This window comes from Methanogenium cariaci JCM 10550 (assembly GCF_001315945.1).
Classification (GTDB): Archaea; Halobacteriota; Methanomicrobia; order Methanomicrobiales; family Methanomicrobiaceae; genus Methanogenium; species Methanogenium cariaci.
Genome location: NZ_BBBG01000011.1, coordinates 62,461 through 75,081 on the forward strand (window position 1 = coordinate 62,461; position 12,621 = coordinate 75,081).

Below are 12,621 nucleotides of genomic sequence, written 5' to 3' on the forward strand. Positions count from 1 at the left end.
TTCTGCTCATATCTGTTATGAATCCTGAAACCCGTGCAGCAGGAATGGTCGCAGACCTGATGATCCTCTCTGCACGGACCGCCCCGAAAGGGAAGGCAACCGATTCCATCACAGCAGTCGTGAAAACAGGGGGGGATGAACTAACCGTCCTCTCTGATGAAATGAAACGGATTGGAGAGCGTGACGAGATCGGATTTTTCATCCGTGATGCCGGAAATATCGCATCCGCTGATGCATGTGTGATCCTTGGATGTGCGGGGGGGGCAGCGTACTCGGCCTCAACTGCGGGGGGGATGCGGCTATGCCACCTGTAAAGAGATGGCTGAGGCATGGACCAAAAAGGATCAGAACCTGCCGTTCTCCGGCCCCCCCAACTGTGTCATCAAGATGGCAGATCTGGCATTGCCGTCGGTTCTGCGGTAAAGACGGCATCCATCCATAACCTGGACAACAGGGTGATGTACTCCGCAGGTGTAGCGGCACTCAGCCTTGACTGGCTTCCGGAATGTTCGGTGGCATACGCGATACCCGTTCGGGCAGCAGGCAAGAATATTTTCTTTGACCGGAAGGTGTGATGCAGCATGGCAAAAATGACCATCCGGGGAGGAGACCTCGACCTTGTCGAGTATGAATTCTCTGCATTCCCTCCGGGAGAGAACATCAATACCCTTGGCTATGAGAAGGACTACCTCCTTGAAATTTCAGAGAACCCCCCCGTTACCGTCCGGGTGCCTGCCCGTATCCATCTGACCGTTCTTGATATGAACCGGTTTGCACCCAACCGGCCGGGCGGCGGGGGGATTTGGCTTTGCCTCCAGCTCTATTCCACCGCAACGGTGGAATGCATTCCGTCCGGCATTGAAATCAACTATACCCGCGTGCCGATGATCCTTCACCTGGTGGCGGTGCTGCAGAAGGTCACCGGCTATACCGGAGGATTTTGCATCACCGTGGTTGACCACGAACGCAAACATGTCGGCCTCGGGTCCACAGGATCTGTGCTGACCGCGGTCGCCCATGCCATGAACGCCGCCCTCGGTTCACCCTGACAACAGAACAGCTCCGGCTTCTTGTCGGGTATAACTATGTGGAAGAGACCGCGACCGGAGAGGTCGTACCGGGATTTGAGACCGGTGTCGGGCCTGCGGCAGTCACCTATGGCGGGATGCGGTGCTGGGAGACGAACTGACCCTCGTCTGCCGCCACACCTTTGCCAAAAACAAGAATGTATTCATCATCATCCCCCCTGTGGAGGCTGATGCAGCAGGAGAGAGCGAGTTCAATGTGTTGATGAACCGGGCACGCAATCTGGATTACCGTGACCGTGAACTGAAGGCATATATGGTGCTGATGGATCTCATCCCCCCCGCCCTGATTCATGACGACCTGCGCCGTGCCGGGGATGTCATCTGGGAAATAGAGTTCCGGGGGGGCTCAAAACGTGCGGAAGTGGAACACAACAGTTTCATCATCTACCAGTACATGAGCCAGCTCAGGGAGGCAGGGTTTGAGTTTGTAGCTATGAGTTCCGTCGGTCCCACCATCGCGGTTATTACCGAGTCGTCCCGTGCAGAGGTTGAAGCCGTCCTGAAACCCCCCCTCGGGATAGAGATTGCCCTTGAGACACAGGTAGACAACGAAGGCATCAAAATTCTTTGAGAGTATAATTCTGAATCCGGTGAATTTCCGGATTCTGTCATCATAATTTTCATCTATTTTTTCAGTCATGAGACACGGAATTGTGAATGGATTCTCTTCAGCCGGTTTTTTCTGGCGTCTCAAACATTGACTTCCCCCCCTTTTTCCTGACTGTTGAAATGCAGCCTCTTATTCTGCAAAATATCTCTGTGCCTTATGGCACCACGTCTGTTTAGGGTATGTGAATAAGATGTTCCTGTGGAAATCATACCGATTAATGGTTGCGTCCTCCAGAAGAGGCAAGAAGGCGGTGGATCAACGCCGTGCATATCATTAAGTTCGTTCGTAGCTCATCCCCCCGCCTGACAGGGACGGTGTCCGCTGTCATTAGAGGTGAAAAAGAGATGCTGTTGAATATGAAAGTAGTACCGACTCTACCGGTTGTGGAACTCGAACGTGCACGAGAATTTTATGAAAAAAACTGGGACTGAAGGTTGTTCAGTCTGGCCCGAGTGAAGTCTTCTTTGAGTGCGGGGAAGGGACAGTTCTGTATATTTATAAGCGTGCACCAACGAAGGCAGACCATACTGTAGCGGGGGTTCGTTGTGCTTGATATCGAGGCGGAAACACAGGACCTCAGAGAAAAGGGTATCATGTTTGATGAGTTTGATCTGCCGGAGCTTAAAACCGTGAACGGGATTGCAACCGGAGTTGGTGGCGATAAGTCCGCCTGGTTTAAGGATACTGAGGGGGGGAATATTCTCGCACTGCACCAGATGGGTAAGTAAGAGTTTGGCGGCTCACATCTGATTTGGTTCTATTTTTGAGTAGCTATTTTTTCAGCGCCTCAAACACTGACGTCCCCCCCTTTTTCCCGACTGTCGAGATATATCCTCTATTTACTCGATGGGAAATTCAGGTCCGGCATTCATTCCGGCACCAAAAAAAGAAAATATTATTCTGAATCAGCAAGCATCTCGTTCATTGCCGCTGCCGCCTTCTTGGCAGATCCCATTGCCCAGATCACAGTTGCCGCACCGGTTGCAATATCGCCGCCCGCAAAGACATGCGGAATGGATGTCCGACCGTCTTCATCCACGTCAATGTTGCCGCGCTTCCCCCCCGTTTCAGTCCGGGAATCAGTCCTGCGAGAAGCGGGTTCGGGCCCTGACCGATGGCTTCAATGACAACATCAACATCAAGAGTGAACGTACTGTCCTCTCCCGTGCAGGCACGGGGAACGGGCCGACCGCTCTCGTCACACTCGCACATATCCATGCGGGTGCACTCGATACCCTGCACTTCCGGACCACCCAGAATCTGCGTCGGTTGGCACAGCAGACAAACTCCACGCCTTCCTGAATGGCGTTTGCCACTTCTTCCTCACGTGCAGGCAGGTCCTCTTCCCGCCGCCGGTAGATGAGATATACCTGTGCCCCGAGCCTGCGGGCGACACGGGCGGAATCCATGGCCACATTGCCACCGCCAATGACGGCTACCCTGCTGCCGCGGATGATGGGTGTGTCAAACTCCGGGAACCGGTCGGCATGCATCAGGTTGACACGGGTCAGGAATTCATTGGCTGAATACACGCCGCTGAAATTCTCACCCTCAATACCCATGAAGTAGGGAAGACCTGCTCCCGTGCCGATGAACACGGCATCATAGGCGAGCAGTTCATCGACCGGGACGCTGCGTCCGACGATATGGTTCAGCCGCAATTCGGCGCCAAGACCAAGCACCTGTTTGATCTCAAATTGGACAATGTCCTTGGGCATCCGGAATGCCGGAATACCGTATGTCAGTACCCCGCCTGCTTCATGCAGGGACTCAAAGATGGTGACCTCATGTCCGGCGCGGAGGCATTCCGTTGCTGCCGTAATTCCGGCAGGGCCCGACCCGACCACGGCCACCCGCTTGCCTGTTGCAGGTGCAACCTCTGGCGCTTCAACACCATTCTCTCTCTCCCAGTCTGCAACAAACCGTTCCAGCGCACCGATACGCACCGGCTTGTCCTTCTTTCCCAGAATACAGGTACCCTGGCACTGTGCCTCCTGGGGGGGCAGACTCGTCCGCATATCGCAGGGAGCATATTGTCCTGCTTAATAATCCGGGCGGCAGCCCGGAAATCTTCGTTTGCGATAGCATTGATGAAACCCGGTATATCGATGGATACCGGGCAGCCGTTTACACAGAGAGGACGGGGGGGGCAGCCCATGCAGCGCAGTGCCTCAAGCACGGCATGCTGTTCGGAAAGGCCCGTTGCAACCTCATCGAAATCCTGAAGACGTGCTTCCGGTGACCTGCGGTTCATTTGTGCTCACCACACCGGCATGTATGCTCATGGTAGTGTTCCAGGGATTCCTTCTCCTGTCCGGTGTAGGTGCGCTGGCGGTTCATCAGTTCGTCCCAGTCCACCTGGTGTGCATCGAACTCCGGTCCGTCGACACAGGCAAATTTCGTCTCGCCTGCAATCGTCACCCTGCACGAACCACACATGCCGGTCCCGTCCACCATGATCGGGTTCAGGCTGACAAAGGTCTTGACATTGGTATTGAGGGTGGCAAATGAGGTGATCTTCATCATAATGCCGGGGCCGATGATCCAGACTGCATCAAGTGCCTCGTCAGCGACCATCTTCTTCAGGATATCCGCAGGGTATCCGTGGTGTCCTTTTGAACCGTCATCCGTACAGATAACCAGTTCATCACATGCCTCACGGAGTTCGTCTTCAAGCAACAGAAGCCCTTCATTCCGTGCACCAATAATGCCGGTGACCTCATTGCCTGCGGCCTTCAGTTCCCGTGCGAGAATCGGGAGGCAGGCAATGCCGACGCCCCCCCCGCCGATTACTGCACAGCGGCCCCCCCATTTCTTTACCTCCGACGCATGCCGAGAGGGCCTGCGATATCGCGGATACTCTCCCCCCCTTCCTCCAGGGCCGCCAGCTGCTGGGTTGTTTTACCGACTGCCATGAAGACGATCCTGACGTCTTCACCCTTGGTAGCTGAAATGGTCAGGGGAATTCTCTCCCCCCCGTGTTCATCAATACGAATTACCACAAACTGTCCGGCACGCCCGGTCTTGGTTACATGGGGTGCGTTGATCCAGAATTCAAAGATATTATCAGCAATTTGTTCCCTTTTTACTATTTTGTACACGGCGCCATCTCCAGAAGATATAAAGAATGTGAATATTATTGGGAGTTATCCCTTCTTTACTTTACGCAACTTTACCGCAATACCACGGGTGGAATGCAGCATCTCTTTTGCACCCATGAACGCCTTGCCGGTGGCCTGCGCACGCGGGCCGGTGACAAACACCTCATCCCCCCCTTCGCGGATGGCAGGGTCGGCATCGACAATACCCGGCGCAAGCACATCGCCCTGCGGGACGAAGTCATCAATGATCACACGGTAGCGGTCTCCAAGAAGTTCCCAGCCATCCATGGTGGGGGGGCGCAGCAGTCCGGTGGTCTCATCGATACTGAACATCTGATTGCGCCCCTTCATCACCTTACGGCGACCCCGGCGGCCTTTCAGAATCAGGTTACTGGTATCCACGTCCAGATCAAACTGCCAGGACAGGGTGCCCCCCCTGACTGCATCCGGCCAGATCTTGCGTGCCCCTTTTAGGCTTTCCTCAAGGTTTTTGAGGGACTCAGGAGAAGTCGGGCGACCGTTTGCACAGCTGGATTCGATTTCAACCCCTGCACGTGTTGCCGCATCTTCAACAATTGCATGCGTTTTTTCATCCAGATGAGAGATAATTCTCCCAAACTGGTGTTTTGCAAAGTAGCGTGCAAGCGATGATGCGATAAATTCCCGTTCCTCGCGGTCCCAGTAACCGGTAACCGGAATGTCATAATGGCCTGCCGGGTATATGGCCTCCAGCTCCCGGGGCACAATGCCCATCGGAGAGGTGAGAATCAGTTCATGTGCCCGGTTCTGAATGGCATACGAAAATTTGCGGTGGCTCTGTGAGAGGGAATAGGGTTTGCGTGCAGAGCAGGGTAAAAGCACCACGGTATCGGTACGGGTCGGGATAAACCGGTCAATCACCCGGTCAACAAACCGCGTGACCTCGGTTCGTTTCAGGGAATCAGCGGTATTGGCGGAGAACGGGGTGCTCCGCACAATCGGTGTCATCGGTTCAGAGTAGGCGGGCGAGGCATCAAGGATGCGCATCGCCGCCACCTGCCAGGCAGCATTCCGAACCCGTTTTTCAATGAATTCACGGAATACGTGTGAGCGGATGAACCAGCGTGCGGTTGCCACCTCTCTTTCCAGTGCCATCCGGTTATGGAGCCGGAGATCATGATTCTGGCAGCCTTCACAGTTGCACAGCCCGGCATCCCGCACCTCATCATAGGAATACTCACCGTCGGGTGTACAGAACTGCCCGCGTACCGTCATCAGGTCTACTGCCCGGTAATCAAAGAGATCAAATCCGCAGTAGATGAGCATGGCCGCATTTGACGGGAGGGCACTGGCCGGTGCATACCATGCCGTGTCCATGGGGGGGAAGCGCTCCTTGAGGGCAATCAGAAGTTCCGTGAACCGCCGGGGGGGATTTTCAAAGAGGGTATGACACCCCGGAACGATGACCGCAGCATCATCCGTTCCATCCGGCATCTCCCCCCCGACATAGGCATTCAGAATGCCAGTATACTGAATGGGCGTTGGCGACCGGATTTTATCCGGAAATTCCGGTGGTGTATTGGCGAACGGATGATTGAACAGATCGGGAAAGATTTCTTTCGGGTCGATGATACCCGGTGTTGCCACTACATCTTTTCCGGAAGTGTATCTCCCCCCCGTCCGTCCGGGGGGGCCGTCACGAATAATACGTTCAAATAAACTCATAGAATTCCTCCACATCCTTTAGTGCATCTGTTATCACTGCTTTCCATTTCTCACCCGTATGGATGGTGACAGGAATGCCCGGGTTGGCATGGATCAACTGGATGATGCCTTTGCACCCGCTTCGGACCATCACGTCATCCCATTCTGGGATTTCACTCTGGCCGATAGGGAATGTCTCCTTTAGTCCGTGGGGGGGATAGGGGCCAAACGGTGGTTTAAACATAAACGTGGTTGCGCCATCCGGACCCTTTTCATCACTCAGGCTGATATGGATGGCATTTTCAACAGAGAACCGCGGGACCATCTCGTGGTAGCGGACAACTTCTGTGCGTTTGCAGGACTCACTCCCGCGGTAGAAGAACCGCCGTTTGGTGACCGAATCACGGGTCAGCAGCTCATCGGTATACTTCAGGAGTTCCCGGTAGCCGTCAAGCAGGCGAGGGTGGTTTCTGCAGCGTTCGTCGACGAGCTCCCAGAGGGTGCCGTCCTGAATGCTCTGTCTGATACGGGCAATCTCTCCCAGGCTGACCAGAAGATTATGTTTGGCAAGCAGTTTCTCTTTATCCGGTGATGCCTGCAGTTCGCGTGCCGTATGGGAACGGCAGACTTCACAGGCACAGGGGGGGAGTTCACTGAGTTCAGCCAGTTTGTAGCTGCCGGAGACCGTCATGTATCGTCCTTCGCGGGCGTAGAGCGCATAGGCGGCAGAATCAAAGACATCGCATCCCATGGCTGCTGCAAAGGCAAACATCGACGGATGTCCTGCCCCCCCAAAGAGGTGAATGCATGAGCCGGAGAGAGGGTCTGTTTGGCTGCCATCACGACAGTAACGAGATCGCGGTAGCGGTAGGATTCCATGAGGGGGGGCACCACCGCACCGATGGGACAGAATACCGCGCCTGTCTCCCGCACTTCTTCTCCGGCCTTCTTCCGGAGATCGGGGGGGTGGATGCCTCCCTGCACCGGGGGGGCTGCGAGGTGGCCGTCGTCAATGATTGTCATGCTTCGCGAATCCGCTGCATAGTCACCGAGAGTTCCTCTGCCGCTCCCTCATGGTCCCGGTCGGGCGGGGGTGGCGATATCCATCGGGACAATGATTTCACTGCCTATCTGGCGCTGGAACCGGACCGTGTCGGTATTTGAAAATGCCACGTCCCCCCCGTAGACCGACTGCTGAAATGCACCGGAGTCCGTCATGATAATGCCATCAAATCCGAGCACTGCATGCAGACCTTCATCCATTGCCCGCTCACGAAACTCCTCGCTTTTACTGAAGATGTATGCATTGGTGATCAGGGCTTCAACCCCCCCATCTGCTGCATCTCTTCCGGTGGTATCAACTGGATGTGCGGATTGATTACCGGGAGGAGCAAAGGTGTTTTTGCGATTTTATCTCCGACCCGGAGTTTTCCTGTTCTCGCCCATATATCTTTATGCTGGCTCTCAAAGGTGATCATGTGTGTTCCTCCTCATAAAATATCTGTCCTTCAAATGTGTATAGTTCCGTGTCATCATCTCTCCATGTTCCGGGAGGAAGGCCTGCTTTTATGCAGACCTGATCTAAAAATGTTCTGGCATCCCAGTGGTATTCAACCGGCACCTGCGGGAGAAGCAGGCCGGTTCTTTCGTGGCCTGCAATAATCAGCCCGTGTTTTCCGACGGTGACTGCTCCGTACGCCGGGCCGGAGGGGATAAAACAAGAACGGGAGGGGTCAGTATCGTAACCTCTATTGAAATTTCGGAAAGTTCATCGGCGCGTACGGGTTGAAAACGCGGATCGTGCAATGCGGCGGAGAGTGCAGCTTCGGGAATCGCAACTGCTAATGGAAGCACCGGTGTCGGATATCCAATACAGCCTCTTAAATCGCCTTTACGGCTCAGTGTGACGAATACTCCCCCCCGTTTTTCACGGAATGAATCCGGCACCGATACTGTCGCAATCTCTTCACCGCCAATCTTCTCCTGAAGAATTCTGCGTGCGAGTTTCACCGCCGTCGCACCCTCTTCACTGCTGATCCCGTCCATGCCCATAAATATTGCGAGATACGATATTAATAGGAGAGGGAGTGTACGGCTGACGGTGGCATTAAATGCTGCTGAGGAAAGTCCCCCCCACACCAACCGGACGCGTAGCCGCATGCAAGTGCGGGTGGCGAGAGTCACGGCTCTGACACAGAAACGACACGCCCTGCCGTTAGCGATGATGCGACCGAGCCATCGGCTGTAAGGCCGGTGGCGAGAAGGCACCAGGTGCTGAGTTAACTCGCTGATGCACAGCGGCAGGATTCGATGGAACGGTGAAACCCTATGGGTGCAAGCCAGAACAGGGCAACAAGGCCGGGTCCGGGCCTGCCCGGGTATGGCGCGTAGCTGAATGCCGTATAGAAACAGAATGGGGGGGCTTACTACTCCCACTCATTCTTCAGTTTTGAAAAAGTTTATACCCGCTTACCATAAGGTATCACTACTGGAGTATAAACGATGAATGACACCGACTTCTTTTCTACATATATCCAACAGCTGAAAACAGAATGCCCCCTTCCCGATGAATCAGCCGGACACGCGATTGCGTCCATGCTCATCGGCTACCGGATGGGATTATATGACCGGGCCGTTGCGCAGGCGGATAAGGCGTTGAAACTCCTCCGGGAGACGGAACATATCCCTAAGGCTCTCGTACGTGCTGTCCTGATTGTCGGGAGCGATGCACTGCACAAGATGCCCGGACAGGTGACCATTAAATCCAGTTTTGACTGGGAAGGGCACGATCCCTCGCATGATGATAGCCAAACCATCCCCCACTGATGACATGGAGTATGCATTCGATGAAGACAGCTTCAAATGGCTGGCGGTGCTACTGCCGGAAGAAAAAACAGACATCCGGGATGCATACATGCTTGATACCGCCCTGATGCTGTTATACGGTGTGGCGGTCTGTGCGTCACCGATGGATGAGCAGGCAATGGAAGAACACCTCTCTGATTATCTCGTTCAGCGCCTTGGGCTCTACCGCAGGGAGACCGCCTGACCATTTCCCGGAACAATATCTTCAAAGGGCATATTATTTTCTGGGATTATCACCTCTAATAATAACAATATGCAGATCCCAACACCGGATGAGATCCGGGAACAACGTATCAAGGCAGGCCTGACGCAATCAGATGTGGCGGAACGGGCAGGCTTTTCCCAGTCCATGATTGCACGGATAGAGACCGGGACCGTTGATCCACGGGCAAGCACACTCCGCCGGATTGTGAAAATTCTGAATGAATCCAGGACATCCCGTACGTCTGCCGGGGGGGATATTATGACCACCCCCCCTGTCATCAGCATCACTCCTGAAGAGACCATCGAACATACGGTGGATGTGATGGAACAGTATGGCATATCCCAGGTTCCGGTGATTGCACATGGCGTCCCCCCCATCGGCTGTGTATCGGAATCAGCGATCATCGCGGCCATGGAGAACGGAACGATTCAGCGGTCGATGAAAAATACAGTCACGGACATCATGGAAGAAGGGTTCCCCACCGTCGCGCCGTCGGAAAAAATAGATGCGATCGTTCACAGTCTCCGCAATCACCATGCCGTCCTTGTCATGAATAAGGGAAAAGTGGTTGGTGTCATCACCAAACACGACTGCATACGACACCTGTCTTAAATCAGTGATACGAGATCGCGAAGAACCGCTTCGGGATCCTTTGCTTTCACCACACCGGATGCCAGAAGGACACCATCGGTGCCAAGGTCCAGCGCTGTCCTGACGCATTCACCGGTAGTGATTCCGGCACCGGTCAGCACCTTTACCGTTGCATTCACGGAATGCACTGCCGCAACAGAATTTTCAATGATTTCGGGATCTGCTTTTGATACCGATATTCCGCTGCCAATCAGTTCCGGGGGGGGTTCGATGGCGATATAATCCGGATTGAAAAACGCTGCGGCGCCACTGGTGGCAACATTATTTGTGCATATGACCGTTTCAAGACCTGCAGTCCGGGCCAGACGGTTTGATGCTTCAATATCCGCAAGCGTCAGCCTGCGTTCGGCATGGTTGATCAGCGTCCCTGTGGCACCTGCCGCCTTCACTGCCTCTGCAACGATGTGCCCGGTGTGTGCCCCCCCCGGAGTGACACCGTCGATGTGCTGGGCAAAAACGGGCAGGGAATTATGAACATGTAATGGATGAATGTCCATATATCCGGGTGCCAGACCGATTCTGACATCATTCTCATACGCGATTCGTTCTGCACTCTGAGCAATTCTCTGTGCGTTATGTCCAAATCCCTCAGTATAGGATTTCAGGTTTATGAGAATGAATGGAACAGCCATATTGGGTAACCTTCTGTGAGTATTATCTTCCCTGCTTTTTTATCCGGATCATATCTCCAAGGGTTGTCGTCATGGCAGATCCACCGGATGTTTTCACGTTATCATCAACCGATTCAATCAGTTCAATCTCCAGAACCGTCCCGATTTTCTTGAGTACCCGGTCTTCAGGGACAAATCCGGTTTCGATTTTTTTGATGAGATTTTCCTTTTCCTTTATTTCTTGTGCGAGATTTTTCTGTGTCCACCCCCCCTTGGCCATTCTGGCTTCGCGGATTTTAACATTGAACTCATCGACAATATCTCCTCCCATCAGATCAAAAACGTCACGAGGCCTCTTCGTCTGTGGTTTTTTGGAGCCGACCTTTGGTTTCGCTCCCGGAACTCGGGCACCGGGTGGTTTTTTAATTTCTGTACCAAGTTTTACACATTTCGGGCACACCCACATCTTAGCTCCGCCAATCTGAACAAGAACTGCTCGCCATTGATTGATGCGCCACAAACTTCACATTCGGACATTTCAAATCGTAAACAGATTTATAGTCATATGAACAGATATACCTAATTGAGGTTTCAAATGGGGGGGACTACTCTGTGCCAAATCCCGAGATCGGCGATGAAGACCTGAAAGAGTATCTTCTGAACCGGATTGCAGCACTCGAATCAAAAAATATACAGTTCAAAGAGCAGGTAAGACAGCTTGATATTGAAAAAAAGAACGTAGAAAACCAGAAAATCCGTTATGAACGTGAAATCAGAAAGCTGAAGAGTGAAGTTGAAAAACTCCGGAGCCCCCCCCTTGTTATTGGCACCATTTCTGATCTCATTGATGACCAGCGCGTAATTGTCCAGAGCAGTGCAGGTCCGCGATTTATGGTACGGGTATCTAATTTTGTGAAGCCTGAGGATCTGAAACCCGGACTGAGATGCACGATGAATCAGCAATCACTCACGGTTGTTGAGGTGTTGCCGGAGGCATTCGACAGCCAGATCTACGGTATGGAAGTAGTCGATTCTCCTGAAGAGACATATGACGATATTGGCGGTCTGGAAGAACAGGTTCGCGAGCTGAAAGAAGCGGTTGAACTGCCATTAACACGCCCTGAACTGTTTTCAGCTGTGGGAATCGCCCCCCCCGAAAGGAGTCCTCCTCTACGGCCCTCCGGGAACGGGAAAGACCCTGCTCGCCCGTGCGGTGGCCCACGAGACCCATGCCCATTTTCTCCGGGTTGTGGGGGGGTCTGAGCTGGTGCAGAAGTACATCGGCGAGGGGGGGTCGCGTCTCGTACGGGAACTGTTTGAACTGGCGAAAAAGAACGCCCCCCCGTCGATCATCTTCATTGATGAAATCGATGCGATTGGTGCGATGCGCAGTGAGAGCACCACGTCAGGTGACCGTGAGGTGCAGCGGACCCTGATACAGCTCCTTGCCGATATGGACGGGTTTGAATCCCGTGGAGATGTAAAAATCGTCGCTGCCACAAACCGGATTGATATTCTGGATCACGCACTGTTGCGGCCGGGCCGTTTTGACCGGATCATTGAAATTCCCCCCTGCCCAATTCTGATGGGCGACGGTCCATTATGGAGATCCATTCGGCAAATATGGCGCTTGACGTCACCGTTGACCTCCATGAAATTGCCGAACTAACCGACGGAAAGAATGGTTCCGAACTCCGTGCAATCTGTACCGAGCAGGAATGTTTGCCATTCGTGCCGAACGAACAAAGGTCTACCAGTCTGATTTTATCAAGGCAATTGACAAGGTTACCTTTGACCTTACCCATCA

At 53.6% G+C, this 12,621-nt stretch carries 9 protein-coding genes, 1 other RNA gene and 6 pseudogenes; 9 read left to right on the forward strand and 7 right to left on the reverse strand.

What is annotated here, in order from left to right; genetic code table 11:
* The first annotated feature begins 17 nt into the window (after positions 1-17).
* The 4 genes and pseudogenes from JCM10550_RS22830 to JCM10550_RS10095 all read left to right on the forward strand — a co-directional run bounded on the left by JCM10550_RS22830 (position 18) and on the right by JCM10550_RS10095 (position 2,426).
* A complete protein-coding gene (locus JCM10550_RS22830; RefSeq protein ID WP_245619004.1) occupies positions 18-314 on the forward strand; it encodes a hypothetical protein in 297 nt (98 codons plus the stop codon).
* A 15-nt stretch (positions 315-329) separates the two neighbouring features.
* Complete coding sequence (locus JCM10550_RS22835) at positions 330-575, forward strand: ferredoxin domain-containing protein (RefSeq protein WP_245619006.1); 246 nt, start codon at positions 330-332, stop codon at positions 573-575.
* 6 nt (positions 576-581) lie between these two features.
* Positions 582-1,659: pseudogene (locus tag JCM10550_RS10090) on the forward strand (GHMP kinase).
* A gap of 584 nt (positions 1,660-2,243) precedes the next feature.
* On the forward strand, positions 2,244-2,426 hold the full coding sequence (locus tag JCM10550_RS10095) for a hypothetical protein (RefSeq protein WP_062398892.1): 183 nt from the start codon (positions 2,244-2,246) through the stop codon (positions 2,424-2,426).
* Positions 2,427-2,593: 167 nt separating this feature from the next.
* Here JCM10550_RS10095 and gltA read toward each other — a convergent pair.
* From gltA to JCM10550_RS10120, 5 genes and pseudogenes are all read right to left on the reverse strand, one after another.
* Positions 2,594-3,952: pseudogene (gltA, locus tag JCM10550_RS10100) on the reverse strand (NADPH-dependent glutamate synthase).
* Positions 3,949-4,799: pseudogene (locus JCM10550_RS10105) on the reverse strand (sulfide/dihydroorotate dehydrogenase-like FAD/NAD-binding protein). Before JCM10550_RS10105 ends, gltA begins: the two co-directional pseudogenes overlap by 4 nt.
* 45 nt (positions 4,800-4,844) lie before the next feature.
* Complete coding sequence (gene arcS / locus JCM10550_RS10110; RefSeq protein ID WP_062398894.1) at positions 4,845-6,503, reverse strand: archaeosine synthase subunit alpha; 1,659 nt, start codon at positions 6,501-6,503, stop codon at positions 4,845-4,847.
* A pseudogene (gene tgtA, locus JCM10550_RS10115) lies at positions 6,490-7,960 on the reverse strand (tRNA guanosine(15) transglycosylase TgtA). The gene arcS and the pseudogene tgtA overlap by 14 nt, the downstream one beginning before the upstream one ends.
* A pseudogene (locus tag JCM10550_RS10120) lies at positions 7,957-8,528 on the reverse strand (TIGR00296 family protein). Before JCM10550_RS10120 ends, tgtA begins: the two co-directional pseudogenes overlap by 4 nt.
* 33 nt (positions 8,529-8,561) lie before the next feature.
* Between JCM10550_RS10120 and rnpB the strand changes: the two are divergent.
* The 4 genes from rnpB (at position 8,562) to JCM10550_RS10140 (ending at position 10,164) form a co-directional block, all read left to right on the forward strand.
* Positions 8,562-8,920: RNase P RNA component (gene rnpB / locus JCM10550_RS10125), an RNA gene on the forward strand.
* A 64-nt stretch (positions 8,921-8,984) separates the two neighbouring features.
* On the forward strand, positions 8,985-9,308 hold the full coding sequence (locus JCM10550_RS10130; RefSeq protein WP_062398896.1) for a hypothetical protein: 324 nt from the start codon (positions 8,985-8,987) through the stop codon (positions 9,306-9,308).
* A gap of 4 nt (positions 9,309-9,312) precedes the next feature.
* On the forward strand, positions 9,313-9,531 hold the full coding sequence (locus JCM10550_RS10135; RefSeq protein WP_062398898.1) for a hypothetical protein: 219 nt from the start codon (positions 9,313-9,315) through the stop codon (positions 9,529-9,531).
* A 69-nt stretch (positions 9,532-9,600) separates the two neighbouring features.
* A complete protein-coding gene (locus JCM10550_RS10140) occupies positions 9,601-10,164 on the forward strand; it encodes an XRE family transcriptional regulator (protein ID WP_062398900.1) in 564 nt (187 codons plus the stop codon).
* Here the strand turns inward: JCM10550_RS10140 and tpiA are convergent.
* Complete coding sequence (gene tpiA, locus JCM10550_RS10145) at positions 10,161-10,835, reverse strand: triose-phosphate isomerase (RefSeq protein ID WP_062398902.1); 675 nt, start codon at positions 10,833-10,835, stop codon at positions 10,161-10,163. The genes JCM10550_RS10140 and tpiA overlap by 4 nt on opposite strands.
* 22 nt (positions 10,836-10,857) lie before the next feature.
* The gene (locus JCM10550_RS10150; RefSeq protein ID WP_245619007.1) at positions 10,858-11,280 is read right to left on the reverse strand and encodes a multiprotein bridging factor aMBF1; all 423 of its coding nucleotides are present in this window, start codon (positions 11,278-11,280) and stop codon (positions 10,858-10,860) included.
* A 146-nt stretch (positions 11,281-11,426) separates the two neighbouring features.
* Here JCM10550_RS10150 and JCM10550_RS10155 point away from each other — a divergent pair.
* Positions 11,427-12,621 (forward strand): annotated as a pseudogene (locus JCM10550_RS10155) (proteasome-activating nucleotidase); the annotation flags it as partial.

Excerpts from the sequence above, each read along its gene's own strand:
- JCM10550_RS10150 (WP_245619007.1), bottom strand. The coding sequence starts at position 11,280 with ATGTGGGTGTGCCCGAAATGTGTAAAACTTGGTACAGAAATTAAAAAA.
- JCM10550_RS22835 (WP_245619006.1), top strand. The coding sequence starts at position 330 with ATGGACCAAAAAGGATCAGAACCTGCCGTTCTCCGGCCCCCCCAACTG.
- JCM10550_RS10140 (WP_062398900.1), top strand. The coding sequence starts at position 9,601 with ATGCAGATCCCAACACCGGATGAGATCCGGGAACAACGTATCAAGGCA.
- JCM10550_RS10135 (WP_062398898.1), top strand. The coding sequence starts at position 9,313 with ATGGAGTATGCATTCGATGAAGACAGCTTCAAATGGCTGGCGGTGCTA.
- arcS (WP_062398894.1), bottom strand. The coding sequence starts at position 6,503 with ATGAGTTTATTTGAACGTATTATTCGTGACGGCCCCCCCGGACGGACG.
- JCM10550_RS10130 (WP_062398896.1), top strand. The coding sequence starts at position 8,985 with ATGAATGACACCGACTTCTTTTCTACATATATCCAACAGCTGAAAACA.
- JCM10550_RS22830 (WP_245619004.1), top strand. The coding sequence starts at position 18 with ATGAATCCTGAAACCCGTGCAGCAGGAATGGTCGCAGACCTGATGATC.
- tpiA (WP_062398902.1), bottom strand. The coding sequence starts at position 10,835 with ATGGCTGTTCCATTCATTCTCATAAACCTGAAATCCTATACTGAGGGA.